This window comes from Microbacterium sp. NPDC087589 (genome assembly GCF_044743635.1).
In the GTDB taxonomy this organism is placed as follows: domain Bacteria; phylum Actinomycetota; class Actinomycetes; order Actinomycetales; family Microbacteriaceae; genus Microbacterium.
The window spans coordinates 873,312-889,391 of record NZ_JBIUWV010000001.1 but is presented as its reverse complement, the minus strand read 5'-3'; the positions used below and the strand labels follow the sequence as shown (position 1 = coordinate 889,391).

General features: G+C 68.1%; 16 protein-coding genes. 9 read left to right on the top strand and 7 right to left on the bottom strand.

Annotated features, from left to right (window positions below):
- Nucleotides 1–16 precede the first annotated feature (16 nt).
- Complete coding sequence (locus ACIOU8_RS04445; RefSeq protein WP_400786226.1) at nucleotides 17–2,059, bottom strand: TPM domain-containing protein; 2,043 nt, start codon at nucleotides 2,057–2,059, stop codon at nucleotides 17–19.
- Between the two features lie 122 nt (nucleotides 2,060–2,181).
- Here ACIOU8_RS04445 and ACIOU8_RS04440 point away from each other — a divergent pair, with 122 nt between their 5' ends.
- The 5 genes from ACIOU8_RS04440 to ACIOU8_RS04420 all read left to right on the top strand — a co-directional run bounded on the left by ACIOU8_RS04440 (nucleotide 2,182) and on the right by ACIOU8_RS04420 (nucleotide 6,242).
- Entirely contained in the window at nucleotides 2,182–3,021 is an 840-nt protein-coding gene (locus tag ACIOU8_RS04440) for a DUF3097 domain-containing protein (protein ID WP_400786223.1), read from the top strand.
- A 45-nt stretch (nucleotides 3,022–3,066) separates the two neighbouring features.
- On the top strand, nucleotides 3,067–3,792 hold the full coding sequence (gene trmB, locus ACIOU8_RS04435; RefSeq protein WP_400786220.1) for a tRNA (guanosine(46)-N7)-methyltransferase TrmB: 726 nt from the start codon (nucleotides 3,067–3,069) through the stop codon (nucleotides 3,790–3,792).
- Nucleotides 3,789–4,682 carry a CPBP family intramembrane glutamic endopeptidase gene (locus tag ACIOU8_RS04430; protein ID WP_400786217.1) on the top strand — a complete coding sequence of 298 codons (894 nt, stop codon included), beginning with the start codon at nucleotides 3,789–3,791 and terminating at the stop codon, nucleotides 4,680–4,682. Before trmB ends, ACIOU8_RS04430 begins: the two co-directional genes overlap by 4 nt.
- A 28-nt stretch (nucleotides 4,683–4,710) precedes the next feature.
- On the top strand, nucleotides 4,711–5,103 hold the full coding sequence (locus tag ACIOU8_RS04425; RefSeq protein WP_400786215.1) for a DUF1304 domain-containing protein: 393 nt from the start codon (nucleotides 4,711–4,713) through the stop codon (nucleotides 5,101–5,103).
- A 62-nt stretch (nucleotides 5,104–5,165) separates the two neighbouring features.
- Complete coding sequence (locus ACIOU8_RS04420) at nucleotides 5,166–6,242, top strand: DNA polymerase IV (protein ID WP_400786213.1); 1,077 nt, start codon at nucleotides 5,166–5,168, stop codon at nucleotides 6,240–6,242.
- A 24-nt stretch (nucleotides 6,243–6,266) separates the two neighbouring features.
- On the opposite strand, the gene ACIOU8_RS04415 is transcribed toward ACIOU8_RS04420, so the two are convergent.
- The 4 genes from ACIOU8_RS04415 to ACIOU8_RS04400 form a co-directional block, all read right to left on the bottom strand.
- The gene (locus ACIOU8_RS04415) at nucleotides 6,267–7,244 is read right to left on the bottom strand and encodes a zinc-binding dehydrogenase (RefSeq protein ID WP_400786211.1); all 978 of its coding nucleotides are present in this window, start codon (nucleotides 7,242–7,244) and stop codon (nucleotides 6,267–6,269) included.
- A gap of 44 nt (nucleotides 7,245–7,288) precedes the next feature.
- Nucleotides 7,289–7,711, bottom strand: coding sequence for an organic hydroperoxide resistance protein (locus ACIOU8_RS04410; protein WP_290160135.1), 423 nt, complete (start codon nucleotides 7,709–7,711; stop codon nucleotides 7,289–7,291).
- A 25-nt stretch (nucleotides 7,712–7,736) separates the two neighbouring features.
- Nucleotides 7,737–8,198, bottom strand: coding sequence for a MarR family winged helix-turn-helix transcriptional regulator (locus tag ACIOU8_RS04405; protein ID WP_400786208.1), 462 nt, complete (start codon nucleotides 8,196–8,198; stop codon nucleotides 7,737–7,739).
- Nucleotides 8,199–8,278: 80 nt separating this feature from the next.
- A complete protein-coding gene (locus tag ACIOU8_RS04400) occupies nucleotides 8,279–8,992 on the bottom strand; it encodes a GAP family protein (protein WP_400786206.1) in 714 nt (237 codons plus the stop codon).
- A gap of 299 nt (nucleotides 8,993–9,291) precedes the next feature.
- Between ACIOU8_RS04400 and ACIOU8_RS04395 the strand changes: the two genes are divergently transcribed.
- Entirely contained in the window at nucleotides 9,292–11,742 is a 2,451-nt protein-coding gene (locus tag ACIOU8_RS04395) for a LuxR C-terminal-related transcriptional regulator (RefSeq protein ID WP_400786204.1), read from the top strand.
- A 33-nt stretch (nucleotides 11,743–11,775) separates the two neighbouring features.
- Here the strand turns inward: ACIOU8_RS04395 and ACIOU8_RS04390 are convergent, their stop codons facing one another.
- Together ACIOU8_RS04390 and ACIOU8_RS04385 are read right to left on the bottom strand one after the other, a co-directional pair.
- Nucleotides 11,776–12,198: a DUF6325 family protein gene (locus ACIOU8_RS04390; protein WP_400786202.1), complete on the bottom strand. Its 423-nt coding sequence runs from the start codon at nucleotides 12,196–12,198 to the stop codon at nucleotides 11,776–11,778.
- Between the two features lie 26 nt (nucleotides 12,199–12,224).
- On the bottom strand, nucleotides 12,225–12,611 hold the full coding sequence (locus ACIOU8_RS04385; RefSeq protein ID WP_400786200.1) for an SHOCT domain-containing protein: 387 nt from the start codon (nucleotides 12,609–12,611) through the stop codon (nucleotides 12,225–12,227).
- Between the two features lie 131 nt (nucleotides 12,612–12,742).
- Here ACIOU8_RS04385 and ACIOU8_RS04380 point away from each other — a divergent pair, with 131 nt between their 5' ends.
- From ACIOU8_RS04380 to ACIOU8_RS04370, 3 genes are all read left to right on the top strand, one after another.
- Nucleotides 12,743–13,873, top strand: a complete 1,131-nt coding sequence (locus ACIOU8_RS04380) for an AI-2E family transporter (RefSeq protein ID WP_400786198.1) — start codon at nucleotides 12,743–12,745, stop codon at nucleotides 13,871–13,873.
- A gap of 108 nt (nucleotides 13,874–13,981) precedes the next feature.
- Nucleotides 13,982–15,655, top strand: a complete 1,674-nt coding sequence (locus ACIOU8_RS04375) for a SulP family inorganic anion transporter (protein ID WP_400786196.1) — start codon at nucleotides 13,982–13,984, stop codon at nucleotides 15,653–15,655.
- On the top strand, nucleotides 15,648–16,079 hold the full coding sequence (locus ACIOU8_RS04370) for a DUF6325 family protein (protein WP_400786194.1): 432 nt from the start codon (nucleotides 15,648–15,650) through the stop codon (nucleotides 16,077–16,079). Before ACIOU8_RS04375 ends, ACIOU8_RS04370 begins: the two co-directional genes overlap by 8 nt.
- The last annotated feature ends 1 nt before the right edge of the window (nucleotide 16,080 follow it).

Below are 16,080 nucleotides of genomic sequence, written 5' to 3'. Positions count from 1 at the left end.
TCGATGTGTGTGCGGTTCAGAAGCGTCGCCCTCCCGAACGGCCGCTGCGGCCGCTGGAGCGGCTGGAGCGGCTGCCGCCGAAACCGGAGCTGCGGAATCCGCCGCCTCCGCTGGAGCGCCAGCTGCTGCTGCGGGAGGAGCGACCGCCGCCGCCGCCTCCGGAGAGCAGACCGCCGATGATGCCGCCGAGGATGTCCCCTCCGAGGCCGGAACCGCCGGAGCCGGAGAAGATGCTGCCACCCCCACCGCCCCAGCCGTTGTTCTGGTACCGGTTCGGGTTCATCGCCTCGACGTCGGCCTGCGCAGACGACGTGGCCTGACGGACGAGATCCACCGAACGGCCGGCTTCGGTGAGCGCTGCGTCGGGGTCCGTTGCGCGCAGGTTGAGAGCCTGGGTGAGGGAGGCTTCGGCCTGCGACAGCCGAGTTCGGGCGGTCGACCCGACCGTGCCGCGGCGCGTCTCGATGTACTCGCGGGTCGCGCGGATCTCGGAGCCGGCCTGGGTCAGCGTCTGCTCGAGCATCTGCTGCGTTCGGCGGGCGCGCTCGACGGCCTGCGTGCCCTGCGCGATCGCGGCATCGATCTGTGCGTTCGCCGCGGAGAGGGCGTCGAGCACCCGCTGGGGGCTGCGTGAGGCCCCAGTGAGACCGGTCTGGGCCTGCTCGAGCTGCTGGACGGTCGCTGCAGCGACCGAGGCGATCGCTCCGCCGGAGTCAGGCAGCTGCTGCGCGGCGGCGATGTCGGCCTGCAACTCGGCCACCAGGGCCTGTGCCTGCGTTTCGATGTTCGTCAGCTCGGCGCCGAGTGCGGTGATCGCCTGCGCCAGCTGAGCTGCCTGAGCTACCGACTGCTCGGCCGTGCGGATCGCGAAGGCCGCCTCGCCGGATCTGCCCGCGGCGATAGCCTCTGCTGCGGCTTCGATGGAACGGTCTGCGAGCAGCGCGCGCTCCTGGGCCTGCGCCGGGTTGTCGGCGACGGTCGACAGCGCCGCAGGGTCGTAGGTGTCGGCGAGAGCCGAGAGAGCGGAGGCCGCGCCGGCGAGGACGGGTGCGAGCGCTGCTCGCTCGCCCCTCACTCGTTCGAGCTCCTGCGGGGCGTTCTGCTCGAGCTTGCGAAGGGCGTCGAACGCCTCGGTGTTCTCGTCGAGGATGTCGTCGATCTCTTCGCAGATCTGGATGATGCGGATGTGCCAGGCGCGCCGGTCGTGGACGGTGTCCTCGATCTCGTCGTCGAGCTTCTGCTTGAGATCGAAAGCCTCCGACATCTTGGCCTTGGCGGTCTCGACGGCCCCTGTGAACGCCGCGGTGGCGGCTTCGCCGAACTGAGCGACGGCGAAGCCGAGTTCCTCCCGGCTCGAGGTGATCGCATCGTCGGCCTGCACGAGGGCAGCACCCGCCTGCGTCTGCACCTGCTCGTCGGTGAGAGTCGAGAACGGGTCGTTCGGATCGGGCTTCTCCGGCATCGCCCCGCGTCTGCGGATCTCGGCGTTCCGACGGGAGCGACGGACCAGCGCGATGCCGAGCCACACGATGAGGCCCAGCGCGATGACCGCGACCACGATCACCGTGGCTCGCAGAGCGCCTGCCCCGCCGTCGCCCTCGATCTCGTCGGCGGCGAGGACGATCATGCCCTCCCAGTCCTCCTGTGCGGCCAGACCCTGGATCTTGTCTTCCACCTCGTCGAGCTTGCTGTCGCTGAGCGGGCCGTCCGGCGCGGCCGAGATGTAATAGCTGCGTCCGTCCACCGCGATGGCGAGGAGATACTGCTCAGAGCCCAGGTTGTTGTTCTCTGCGACGGTGTCGGCCCATTGGGCGTTGTCGGACGGCGAGGTGAAGTCGTCGACGAGGACGACGAAGAGGTCGGAAGAGGAGTTGTCGCTGAGCGTCTGGAGCCGGGCCTCGACGGCATCCTCTTCACTGGCGCTGAGGGCGTCCGCGTCGTCGGTCACGTATCCCGAGTCGAGCGTGACCGGATCGGTCGCAGATGCGGCCGAGGCGGAGAACACCCCTGCGGCCGCTGCCGCGGTCAGTGCGGCCAGCGCCAGCCACCGTGTCTTCATCGTGTTCCCTCCGACCGGCAGCCGAGCCCCATGGCACGAGTCTATGCACTGAGGCCGACACGCGACAGCTTCCGAGCGGGGATAGCCGTTCGCCCTCAGCGGAGACACATACGCTGGATGGCATGGACGACAGGTACGGATCGGATGTGCTCGCAGCTGGTTGGCGGGAGCGCGCGGCGAAGCCGGTGCCGCAGGTCGCCGCCGAGCTCGATCTGGTCGTCGAGGTCGCGCAGGACGGATTCTGCGGAGCGGTCACGCGGGTGCAGGGCGGCAATGTCGAGCTCGAGGATCGGGTCGGGCGCAAGCGACTCTTCCCGCTCGGTGGCGGGTTCCTGATCGACGGATCGCCGGTGCGACTCACCCCTCCCGCGGCTAAGGAGCAGGGGCTCCGACGCACGGCATCCGGCTCCTTCGTGGCCGCCGATCAGCGGGCCAAGGTCGCGCTGCCCAGCCGCATCCTGGTGGAGGGCAAGCACGACGCCGAGCTCGTCGAGAAGGTGTGGGGCGCAGACCTGCGGGTCGAGGGCGTGGTCGTCGAGTTTCTGCAGGGAGTCGATCTCCTCGATGAGCTGCTCGCCGCAGAGCCGCCCAGCGCATCACGCCGCTACGGGGTTCTGGTGGATCATCTCGTGCCCGGTTCGAAGGAGTCCCGGCTCGCGGATGCCGTGGCCCGAGGTCCGCACGGGAAGCACGTGCGGATCGTCGGACATCCCTTCGTCGACGTCTGGCAGTGCGTCACCCCCAAGGCTCTGGGCATCACGAAATGGCCCGAGATCCCTCGAGGGACCGACTGGAAGACCGGAATCTGCCGGGCGTTCGGCTGGCCCTACGAGACGCAGGGCGACACCGGTCGGGCCTGGCAGCACATCCTGTCGAAGGTGCACACGTATCGCGACCTCGAGCCCGCGCTCCTCGGCCGTGTCGAGGAGCTGATCGACTTCGTGACCGCGCCCGCGCCCTGATCCGCTGTGTCTGTGGCGTCGATCGCCGCCGACTACCCTGGAAGAATGCCCGAACCACGCACCTTCCGTGACGAGCCGGTATCGTTCGTGCGCCGCAGCGGCCGGATGTCCGATGCGCAGGAGCGCGCGTTCGAAGAGCTCGGCCCGCACTACCTGCTCGACGTCCCTCGCGACGTCGCCTGGACCTCGGTGCACCCCGAGGCGCGCCTCGATCCGGTCGTCGAGTACGGACGCGATGCCGATCTGTTCGTCGAGATCGGATCGGGACAGGGGCACGCGATCGTCGCGGCGGCGTCGTCTCGCCCGAACGACGACTTCCTCGCGGTCGAGGTCTTCCGCGCAGGGCTCGCCAGGACGATGCTGGATGCCGACCGCGAGGCCGCTCGCAACATCCGCGTCGTCGAGGCGAATGCGCCAGAGGTGCTCTCGTCGTACCTTCCCGAGGCCGCCGCGGCGGAGGTCTGGATCTTCTTCCCCGATCCGTGGCACAAGAAGAAGCACACCAAACGGCGGCTCGTCCGCCAGGGGTTCGGCGACACCGCGGCCCGCGCGCTTCGAGACGGAGGTCTGCTCCGGCTCGCGACCGACTGGGAGGACTACGCGCTGCAGATGCGTGAAGTGCTGGACGCAGAGCCGCTGTTCGAGCGTGCTTTCGACGGCGAATGGGCGGAGCGGTTCGACGGACGCGTCATGACGGCCTTCGAGCGCAAGGGCATCGCCAAGGGGCGCGACATCCGCGATCTCGTGTATCGGCGGAAGTCGCGCGCGTGATCGACGCTCAGCGCACGTCGACGACGTGGCCCGCTGTCGTGCCTGCGCTGCTCGTGTGCCTCGCGGCACCGGCGTTCTTCGTGGTGCAGATCCCCTGGCTCGGCTGGGCGTTGCTCGCGCTCGGCGTCGGCGCGGCCTGGCTCGTCGAACGGCGCATGCCCTCGTCGCCGGATCAGATGGTGAGCGTCGGCACGCGGCGTGACAGCGCTCGCGTGATCGGAGTGAGCCGTCAGCCGTCGCTCACCCGCGATCTCTCGTTGATCGCACTGGGGATGCTGATCGTCAGCGTCATCCCGCTGGCGGCGGAGCTCGACAACCTCGCGATGCTGCGATTCACGCTGGCTCTCGGTGGCGCAGTCGCCGTGCCGTACATCGTCTCCCGCTTCGTCTTCCGAGACCGGGCGATCAGCTTCCCCTGGCGGACAGGGCAGCGATGGGGGCGACTGCAGTGGGGCTGGCTCGTCGCTGTCCTCGTGCTCGGCTGGCTGATCCTGCCGTTCTACTTCATCACCAGCGGCGTCTATCAGAACTGGCCCGTCGTCGACTCCCCGGACCTCATCGCGCGACTCTTCGTCGGGGTGGGAGCCGTCGGCATCTGGGATGAGCTGTTCTTCATCTGCACCGTCTTCGCACTGCTGCGCCGGCACTTTCCCGATGTCCTCGCCAACGTGCTGCAGATGATCGTGTTCGTCTCCTTCCTGTGGGAGCTCGGCTACCGCGAGTGGGGCCCCCTGCTGACGATCCCGTTCGCCCTCCTGCAGGGCTTCATCTTCGTGCGCACGCACTCGCTCGCATACGTCGTGACGGTCCACCTGCTGTTCGATGCGGTCGTGTTCGCCGTGCTCGTGCACGCGCACAATCCGGGGCTGCTGCCGATCTTCCTCATCTGACCGGACCGCGGGCCGATACGATCGAGTCATGCTCATCGTCGGACTCGTCCTCGCCGCGGCCGCCGCCGCGTTCCACGTCTTCATCTTCGCGCTCGAATCGCTCAAGTGGACCGAGCCCGAGACGAGGAAGATCTTCGGCGTCGCCAGCGAGGCGGATGCCATCACCATGAAGTCTCTCGCCTTCAACCAGGGCTTCTACAATCTGTTCCTGGCGCTCACCGCACTGCTCGGTGTCGGCTTCGTGATCATCGGCCTGACGACGGTCGGGCTGACTCTGGTCTTCGCCGGCACGGGAATGATGCTCGCCGCAGCGCTGGTGCTCGTGCTGTCGGACCGCACGAAGGTGCGTGCGGCCGCGATGCAGGGCACCCTGCCACTGCTCGCCGTGATCGCGACGTCGATCGGCGTCTCGATCGGCTGACCTCGGTGCGCTGATCGTCTTCGAAGGGTGACTTCCCGGGTGACACGGGCCACACTCGATGCATGAGCGACTGGGTTCTGCACGTGGACATGGACCAGTTCATCGCTGCGGTCGAGGTGCTGCGCAGACCCGAGCTGGCGGGGCTTCCCGTGATCGTCGGCGGCAGGGGCGACCCGACGGAGCGAGCGGTCGTGTCGACGGCATCGTACGAAGCACGCGAGTTCGGCATCGGATCGGGGATGCCGCTGAAGGTCGCGGCGCGCAAGGCCCCCGACAACGCGATCTTCCTGCCGGTCGACCACGAAGCCTACGAGTCGGCATCGACCGAGGTGATGTCGACGTTGCGCGCGCTGCCAGGGGTGGTGCTCGAGGTCATCGGCTGGGACGAATGCTTCCTCGGTGTCACGACGGACGACCCCGAGGGGATCGCAGGCATCGCTCAGAGTGCGGTGCTCGAGTCGACGTGCCTGCACTGCTCGGTCGGCATCGGCGACAACAGGGTGCGCGCCAAGATCGCCACCGAGTTCGGCAAGCCCCGCGGTGTGTTCCGGCTCACCGCCGAGAACTGGTTCGAGGTGATGGGCGACAAGCCCACGCGGGGCCTCTGGGGTGTGGGGCCGAAGGTGCAGAAGCGGCTCGCCGGCTATGACATCAGGACGGTCCGGGAGCTCGCCGACGCGGACGAGGGTCAGCTCATCGCGGAGTTCGGACCCCGGATGGGCGTCTGGTATCACGGCCTGGGGTCGGGTCTCGGACCTGCTGTCGTCGACAGCACCCCCTGGGTGGCGCGCAGCCACAGCCGGGAGACGACTTTTCAGGAGAACCTCACGACGACCGCGGAGGTGCAGTCGGCGCTGGTCGAGTTGGCAGGCCAGGCCTTCGACGATTGCGCCGCCGAAGGACGCCCGGTGGTCCGCGTGCACCTCAAGGTGCGGTACGCCCCGTTCGAGACGAAGACCTTCGGCCGCAAGCTGCCGGAACCGACGACCGAGCGCTCTGACGTCGTCGATGCGGCTCTCGCACTCGGTGCCACGATCGATCACGACCGGGAAGTGCGACTTCTCGGTGTGCGCGCCGAGATGACGATGCCGGAGGGCGGCGACGGGGCCGAGCGCACCCCCGTCAGAGGTCGAATCTGACGGGGGTGGTCACGCACAGGACGTTCAGAACTTCAAGAGGACCTTGCCCACGCGGCCCGCGGTGTTGCTCGCACGCACCGCGTCCGCGGCGTCTGCAGCGTCGAAGACGCCAGCCACCGGCAGCGTCAGGGTGCCGTCGCTGACCCGCTGGATGAGCTCGCCGAACAGGGCGCCGCGCGTGGCGGCATCCATCGTCTGGATGACCTTGCTGCCCCAGAAGCCCTTGACGGTGGCCTGCTTGAAGATGACGTCGCCGGACGCGATCTCCATCGTGGGGGAGTTCATGGCACCGAACGCGACGAGGGTTCCACCTTCGCCGAGGAGCGACAGCACGTCGCCCGCCGACGATCCGCCGACCGAGTCGATCCCGTAGGCGATGTGCGCTCCGCCGGTGATCTCGGCGACCTGCTCGCGCCAGCCGTCGTTCTCGGTGGAGACGACATTCTCGATGCCCTGTTCGCGGAGTTCGTCGACACCGGCCGCGCGGCGCACGAGGCCGATGACGTTCACGCCACGAGCAGCGCCGAGCTGGGCGAGCATGCGTCCGACCGCACCGTTCGCTGCGTTCTGGACGATCCAGTCACCCTTCTCGGCCCCCAGGAACTGCAGCAGGCTGATGGTGCTGAACGGCATCGAGACGAGCTGCGACGCGCTCTCGTCGCTGAGCGACTCCGGTACCGGGATGAGCCCCGCGGCATTCGCGACCACGTACTCGGCCCAGGCGCCGAAAGTGCCGCCCGTGGCGACACGCTGGCCGACGGTCAGGCTGTCGACGCCCTCGCCGAGAGCGTCGACGATGCCGAGGGCCTCTGTGCCGGATGCCGCCGGCAACTCGGGCTTGAAGCCGTACGTGCCGCGGATGGTCCACAGGTCATGGTTGTGGATCGGGGAGAGGACGATCCGCAGGCGAACCTGACCCGGGCCGGGCTCTGGGGTGGGGCGTTCGGTGACGGTCAGCACCTGTTCGGGATCGCCGAAAGTGTCGTGGGTGAGTGCGCGCATGGTGTCTCCTTGTGGGATCGGTCGTGGGGGATGTTCGGGGTGGATCAGTCGTCGGTGACGGTGATCTCGACGTCGATGTTGCCGCGGGTCGCGTTCGAATAGGGGCACACCTTGTGTGCGGCGTCCGCGAGTGCCTGCGCCTGCTCGTGAGGGAGGTCGGGGATGACGACCTCGAGCTGCACGGCGAGTCCGAAACCACCCTCGCCGTTGGATCCGATCTGCACGCGGGCCCCGACCGACGAGTCGGTGATCTTCACCTTCTGCGTGCGGGCGACGGACTGCAGCGCCGAGTGGAAGCACGCGGCGTAGCCGGCGGCGAACAGCTGCTCGGGGTTGGCCCCGTCGCCGCTGCCGCCCATCTCCTTCGGGATGGCGAGGTCGAGCTCGAGGTTGCCTTCGCTCGTGGCGACGCGGCCGGCGCGTCCGGCTCCGGTGGCGAGTGCTTCGGCGGTGTAGAGAGCGTCCATGGTGTGGATTCCTTCCTGGTTGTGGTCAGTCGGCGCGCGGTCCGCGCGCGGAGGGAGTGGCCGCAGTCTTCTGCAGCCGCTCGGTGAGCTGCTGCAGCTCGGCGATCAGACGGTGACGCTGGTCGTCGTCCTGCATGCCGGCGAGGGCTGCGATCGTGGTGTGGACCGGCGCGACCTCGGAGCGCAGCGCCGTGCCCGACTCGGTCAGCACGACCGTGACGACACGCTCATCGGCCGAGCTGCGGGCTCGACTCACGTAGCCCGCCTGCTCGAGGCGTCGGACGAGAGGGGAGAGGGTGCCCGAGTCGAGCTGCATCGCATCGCCCAGCGAGCCGATCGTCTGCTCGCCCTCCATCCAGAGGATCGCGAGCACGAGATACTGCGGGTAGGTGAGGCCCCACGGTGCGAGAAGAGCTCTGTACGCCTGCGTGGTCGCGCGCGCGGCGGAGTACAGCGAGAAGCACACCATCTCATCGGTCACGGCCATTCTTCAAGCATTGCACACGATTAGATTGTGCACAACCTAATTGCCCGCTGTCGCACGTCGAGACTTGCCGACGAGCCGACTCACAACAGCCCCGAGAGAGCCTTCTGCAGCTTGAGGGCGCCGATCACCAGGAGCAGTGCGGCGTTCATGATGTGGGTGTTGCCAGCCACCCATCGCCGAGCGGCGTCGAGCAACGGCTGCGACTTCTCGCCTTTGACGGCGACGTAGATCACCGGAACGGCGATCGGCAGCGTGCCGACGACGATGAAGGCCAGCGCGACCCAGACGGCATCACCACCGATCTGCGCCAACGAGATGTCGAGGGCGGCGATGATCGCGCATGAGGCATCGACCGGGTTGAGCACGAACAGCGCGAGACCGAGGAACCCGGTGCGCACAGGTCGGAAGGTCTCGACCGCATGCAGCCACCCCGGCAGCTGTGGAGCCGCTGCGACGACCTGCTGCGGAGACGACGCGGCGGCCATCTGGCGCACTCGCGCGGTGCCCTTGCGATACACCCACACGGCGGCACCCGCGAGGAACAGGCCGATGACCAGGCGGAGGATCGGCACCCACAGCGGAGGTGTGCGGAGCCCGTGCACCTCGAAGACGCCGAACAGCCAGAGTGCCAGGAAGAGTAGACCGGCGAGACCCACGACCCAGCCGATCAGGAAGGCGATGCCGTTCGCGCTCGCGCGCCGAGACAGCAGCACAGCCACGAGCGCCATGATCGCCAGCGGACTCAGCACGACGCCGAGCGCGACGGGGATGAGGGTGATCAGCAGCTCGCCCATTCCCGCCTCCTCCGTCATCGAGGATCTCCCTGCTCGCGATCCGAAGCGCTCCTCTCAGAGTGCACCGCAGGCGGCGTGAATGGTGCGTCTCTCATCCCATGCGGGTGAGGTGCCACCGCGAACGCCGACGTGGGAGCGCTCCTACCAGGCGACATGATGACTGAGAGAGACCCCTTGCCCGATATTCCGGTCGTCGCTATGTTGAGCGCATGGCCTCCCCCACGCGCCAGACTCGTCCCATACCCGCTGTGCGATTCCGCCCGCCGGAGCGACAACCGGGGGGCGTGCGCCGAGAGCGTGTGACAGACGCGCTGATCGAAGCGTCGACGGGAAGGCACCTCAGCGTCGTGAGCGCGCCGAGCGGGTACGGCAAGACCACCGCGGTCGCGGAGTGGGCATCGGGCAATGACGGTCTCGCCTGGCTCGCGCTCACCGCGGCGGATGCCGACGATGGCGTGCTGGCACAGGGGGTCGTGGATGCTCTGATCGTCGGCGGCGAGCGCGACGGTCGGCCTCTTGCGCTCACCCGTGGTCTCGCCGACCCGCTGCGCGCCTACGCCGAGATCTGCGACGGTCTCGACGCCGTCGATGGGATCGTGCATCTCGTCGTCGATGACGCCCAGCGAGCCGGCGAGCACTGGCGCGACGGTCTGCTGGGGATGCTGGCCGAACAGCCGCCCGACAACCTGCACCTCGTGCTGGTCGGCACGACCCTGCTCGAGATCACCCTGTCGCGCGAGCATCTGATGGACCCAGGGGCGTTCGTCGGCTCCGACACCCTCCGCTTCACCGCGCGCGAGATAGACCGACTCCGAGGGGTAGGCGGCACCGGGCTCGACGCAGAGAGCATCCTGGAGGAGACCCACGGGTGGCCGATCGCCGTGAAGCTCGTGACGATCGGCGGCGCCCGCCCGTCATCGGACGCGGCGACCGCGTCGGCGTTCCTGGGCGACTACGTGCGCGACCACGTGCTGAGCGCTCTGCCGCCAAGGACCGTGGAGTTCGTGCTCGACGCGGCCATCTGCCACGAGCTCACCCCCGAGCTCGCTGCCGCCGTCACCGAGCGTGCTGATGCCGTATCGATGCTCGACGAATGCGTCAGACTCGGGCTCTTCCTCGATCGGTTCGAGAGCCCGCAGGGCGTCGTCTACCGCTGGCACGGGTCGTTCGCGCGTCAGTGCGTCGACATCGCGCGGAAGGACCCGGCACGATACGCCGAACGCCACCGACGAGTTGCGCGCTTCCTGGAGAACATCGATCCGTTGGCGTCGGTCACCCACTCCCTGCGTGCGGGCGAGCCGATGCAGGCGAGGACCACCTTCATGCGGCAGTGGATGCGCCTCGTCATGGGAGCGTGCGCTGCAGAGGTCGAACGCGTCTCGACCGTGCTGATGGCTGACTTCCCGGACGACGCTGAGATCCTCGCGGTACGAGCCTGCGCGACGGACGTGCTGGGCGAGCACCACCTCGCCCGTCAGCTCCTCGACCGCGCCGAGGCAGCGCACTCGCGGGCGGGCGGAGGATGCTCGACGACGCTCGCGATCGCGCAGCTCTTCGTCGCCGATGATCGCGAGCACGCGATGGCGGCCAGCACCACTCTTCGCTCGCTCCTGACGACATCCGACGCACTCATGAGCGATCGGGCGGCGGTCAACTACCTGATCGGCTGGTCGGAGATCCGCTATCCCACCAACCCGACCCTGCCCACCGAGTACTTCTCGGCCGCGGCCAGGGAGATCGAGGCATCGGGTGACGTGGGTCTGTGGAAGCGAGCGCTCGGACACCTCGCGTTCGGACACACGTGGGCGGGGCGCTTCACTGACGCCACGTCCACGCTCGCACGGATCACCGCGCCCGGCCCCGCTCTGCCGTCCGGCACCGGATACGCGGGCGGCAGCACCGCGGCGGCGGCAGGATTGGTCTCGTACTGGGCGGGAGAGCCCGACGACGCCGTGCGGCAGTTCGAATCCGTGCTGCTCAGCAGCGGTCATGATCCGTCGTTCACCGCGATCGCCCGCATGATGCTGGCGTATTCCGCGGCTGAGGGGGCAGACACCGCCGCGTGCCGGCGGGCGGCGATCGGCATCCAGGAGATCCCGCTCGAGATGCTGCACGGCGTCGCCTGGCCGGTGTTCCGTGAATCTGCGATCGCCGTGCTCGAGGAGGCCGTGGGCAACGGCGAAAGAGCGCTGCGGATCGCGCGGCGACATCTGCCGATCCCCGACCTGCCGATCATCGGAGTCGCGCTCGCCGGAGTGCTCCGGAGGGGAGGCGACTACTCGGCGGCACTGGAGATGCTGCGGGCGATGCGTATCTTCGCCGAGGTGTCGTACGTCAAGTCATCCACCCTGATCACGGCCGCCGTGATGCGCCGTCACGTGGGCGACCACGACAAGGCGCACGACCTGTGCGAGGCCGCGATCGCGGTCGCGGCCGGCGAGAACGTGCGTCTGCCCTTCGGTCACCGCGAGACGGCCGTGCGTCGGCTCTTGAGCGAGCATGTGCACCACGGCACCGAGTTCGAGGACTTCATCGGCCGCTGCCTCGCCTCGGACGCCGCCGGTTCGCTCTCGGAGGCTCTGTCGGGTCGCGAGAAAGACGTGTTCCGCCAGCTGCAGACCTCTCGGACCCTGCCCGAGATCGCACGTGCCCTGTCGCTGTCGATCAACACGGTCAAGACGCACCAGCGCTCGATCTACCGCAAACTGGGAGTCTCGTCGCGGCGAGAGGCCGTCCGCACCACGTTGTGAACGCGCTGCGGGTCCGTTCGCCGTCGAGGCTCCTCACAACCGGCGACGAGCGCGATCCCACACGGCGTTGGCCCGCGGTGCAGATACGGCGAAGGTGTCGATCAGAGGGTGCCCGAGGCGTGCGAGGTCTGAGGCGAGCCGGTCGAACCACATCGGCTCGACCAGCACGACGGCCGCCCAGGCGCCGAGGGGAAGCTCCATCGCGATGCGACGGGCGTCGTCGGTGCCGACGAGACCGCGCACCTGGAGCGACAGCCCCGCGAGGGCGAATTCCGCCTCGTCGACCTCGGTCAGGTCGTAGCCTCTCTCGCTGCGCCGATGCACGAGGAAGAAGTCCAGGAGGTGAAGAGTGCTGCCCTCGACCTGCCGCAGCAAGGACTCGAGCAGCGCAGGAGTGGGGCGGTCGGACCCGATTCTCACGACGAGGATCTGCACAGCCCCCAGTTCGCGAGGCATTCGCCCGTCCGCCCCAGTCCTCGGCATCAGGCCAGGGCCCGGGCCTTGATGGCGGCGAACTCGGCATCCGTGATCGTGCCGGAGGCCAGGAGCTTCGCTGCCTTATCGATCTCATCGCTCGGACTGCTGCCGGCCACGCTGCGGATGTAGCTGTCTGCCGCGTGCTGCTGCGCCTGCATGGTCGAGATGTTCCGCTCGGCCATGCCCGGGCCGCGGGCGATCAGGTACACCAGCGCGGTGAGGAAGGGAACGAAGATGAGGAAGATGATCCACAGCGCTTTCAGCCATCCGTTCATCGCGTGGTCGCGGAAGAGATCGGCGACGATGTTGAAGAGCACCATCAGGTAGGAGATGAATACGAAAGCCCAGAAGAACCACCAGATGATGGCCCAGAAGCTATCCCATATGGACACAGCAGACTCCTCTCGTTGCGTTTCTGTCACTGGCGATAGTGGCACCGTGGATCGTCGAATTCGCCGCCGCCTCACCCTGAGGGGGCGAGCTGCCGTCCGGGGCACGCGACGTCGCTCGATACAGTCCCCTCATGGACGAGACGAGCTCGCTGGATCCATCGACGGATCAGCCGCCTCCCTCGCGGTGGGGGAACCTATGGCGCGTCCTGCCCGCTCATCCGCTTCGGTCCGGTTTCGTCGTGACTCTCGGGGTGCTCCTCGCGCTCGCGCTCGCGGCGACGATCGCAGGGATCTCGACGGTGTTGATGTCGATCTTCCTGGGTGCCTTCCTCGCCCTCGGCCTCGACCCCGCGGTGCGGGCACTCGAACGACGAGGCGTGAGTCGGCCGGCCGGCGTCGCCATCGTCGCCGTCGCATTTCTTCTCCTCGTCGTCGGAATCCTCCTCCTCGTCGTACCGGCGACCGTTCGCCAGCTCGCAGCGGTGGTGGTGAACGCCCCGGAGACGATCGATTCGATGCAGCAGAGCCAGTGGTATCGAGACCTCGAGCAGAACCTCGGTGTCGATCTGTCGGCGGTCATCGCTGACGGGCTCTCGTCGCTCACGACCCTGTCGTCGTTCCTGACGATCTCGGGCGGGGTTCTCAAAGCGGGTTTCGGCGTCATCGGCGCCGTCTCGAGCTTCGTGATGGTGTCGGTGCTCACTCTCTACTTCGTCGCGTCACTGGAGACCATCAAGGCGACGGCGGCGCAGCTCGTCCCGGCCTATCGACGAGCGAGCTTCTCGCGCCTCCTCGACGAGGTGACGTCGTCGGTCGGCGGCGTGGTGGCCGGAGGCGTGACTCTCTCGGCCATCAATGCGGCCGTGGTGCTCGTTCTTCAGCTCGCGGTCGGGTCACCCGCGCCCGTGGTGTTGGCCATCGTGGCGTTCTTCGTCACCCTCGTGCCGATGATCGGGTCGCTGGTGTTCATCGTGATCGGCGGGGTCGCCACCCTCTTCGTGAGCCCGACGGCCGCCCTGGTGTTCGTCGTCGCGTACTTCGTGTACATCCAGATCGAGGCGTACATCGTCACGCCGAGAGTGATGGGTCGCGCAGCGGCGGTGCCGAGCGTGCTCGTGATCATCGGCGCGATGGTCGGCGCGACTCTTCTCGGTCTGCTGGGAGCTCTCGTCGCCATCCCGATCACGGCGTCGATCCTGATCATCGTCCGCCAGGTGTGGATACCGCGTCAGGACCGCGAGACGACGCCGCCGCTGGGGTGAGCAGCCCCTTCACCCCCTTGGGGTGAGCGAGGGACCACAGTCTCACGTCGCCGCTGTCACCATGGGCACGTCGCCCCGCATCGAGGGCGCGAGTGCGGAGGTGACGCAGTGCAGAGACCGCTCGTCGGCGTCACCCGGCATAACCTCGTGCGCGAGTTGCTCGCCGGGGTCACCCTCCTCGCGATCGCGATCCCGTTGAACATCGGATACGCGCAGATCGCGGGACTGCCCCCGACCGCCGGGCTGTATGCCCTCGTCATCCCGACGATCGTCTACGTGCTCGTCGTGTCGTCTCGGCAGGTCGTCGCCTCACCGGATGCCGCTGCAGCAGCGCTCGTCGCGTCCTCGATCGGGGGGCTCGCGGCCGCCGGATCCGAAGACTACGCCACCATGGCTCTCGCTCAGGCGATCATCTGCGGCGTGATGTTCGTCCTTCTTGCGGTGTTCAAACTGGGCTTCCTCGCCAACTTCCTCTCGAAGCCGATCCTCGTCGGCTTCGTGGGAGGCCTCGCCCTCGACATCCTCGTCTCGCAGATCGCGAAGATGCTCGGCGTCTCGATCGACTCCGGAGGAGAGTTCGTCGACAAGGTCGCCGGCCTCGTCACCGGTATCGGCACTACGAATCCGTGGTCCCTCGCGATCTCCGTGGCGTCCGTCGCAGTGCTGATCCTGGGTCGCCGGCTGCTCAGCGTCGTGCCCTGGGCGCTCGTCGTCATGGTGGCCGCGACCGTTCTGGTGCTCGGCACCGGCCTCGCCGAACGCGGCGTCGCCGTGCTCGGCGAAGTGCCGGCGGGCGCCCCCACGCTCACCTGGCCCATGCTCGACTGGCAGACATGGCTGCTGCTCGTGCCTTCGGCGATGGCTCTGACTCTGGTGACCACGGCTGAGGGCCTGCTCGTCTCCCGCTCCTACGGTGAGAAGCGGCATTACCGCACGTCGCCGAACCGCGACCTCCTCGCCTTCGGTGTCGCGAACGTCGCCGCCGGCGCGCAGGGCAGCTTCGCCGTCGGGTCGTCGACGAGTCGCACCGCGGCGATGGACCAGTCCGGCTCGCGCACGCAGCTGCCCTCGCTCGTGCTCGCGGCCGGGACGCTGCTGCTCCTGCTCTTCGGCACCGGGCTTCTCGAGGACATTCCGTCGCCGGCGATCGGGGCGATCGTCGGAGTCGCGATCCTCCCGCTGCTGGGCATCAAGGAGTTCGCCGCTCTGTGGCGGATCGATCGGTTCGAGTTCGCCATCGGCGCGGTCTGCTTCCTCGTCACGCTCTTCATCGGTTCGATTCCCGGCATCCTCATCGCCTTCGTGCTCGCACTCATCAACCTGGCACGGCGCGCCTCGAGCCCGGCGATCGATGTGCTCGCCGACGACGACCGTCCAGCGGCGTCGCTCCTGGACGCGGCGCAGCCCGGCGCGATGACCGCGCCGGGGATCATCGTCGTGCGCATGGCAGCACCCCTGTTCTTCGCGAACGCGGACGCCTTCGCCACCGCGGTGCGCTCGGCCGTCGAGGCACCAGGACCCGCGGCCGTGCGACACCTCGTCATCGACATGGAGGCGGTGACCGACGCTGACGTGACCGCAGCGGAATCCTTCGAGAGCCTGATGGACTCGATGCGATCCCGCGACGTCACCGTCTCGTTCAGTCGTCTGCGCGTCTCTGCTGAGGGGCGGCTGAAGAGACTGGGAATCCTCGAGGGCCAGCGGGTCTTCGAGACGAATCGTGCGGCGATCGAGCAGCTCCGCGAACCCGCACCGTCAGAGAGAGGAACACGAGATGAATGATTTCCGCTACGGACCCGTGGAGTACTACCTCGTCGGGTTCGAGGGGAGGCATCCGGACCCGAGCATCTTCGGTGCACTGGACGACCTCGTCGGCACAGGGACGGTGCGGTTGCTCGACATCGTCGTACTGGCCAAATCCGATGAGGGTGAGATCGAGATCTTCGACCTCGAAGACGGCGATCTTCCCGGTCTCGACGCACTCGAGCCGCTCGCAGCCGGGCTGGCCGGTGATGAGGACATCGAGATGCTCGCCGAGGCCGTGCCTCCGGGGAGCTCGGCCGCCATCGTCGTTCTCGAACTCGCCTTCGCGCGGACGCTCGCCGAGAGCCTCGCACGAGCGGGGGGAGAGGTGCTGCGGACAGACCGCGTGCCCGCCCCCGTGGTCAACGCCATGATGGACATCCTCGAGCAGGAAGGAGAGTGAC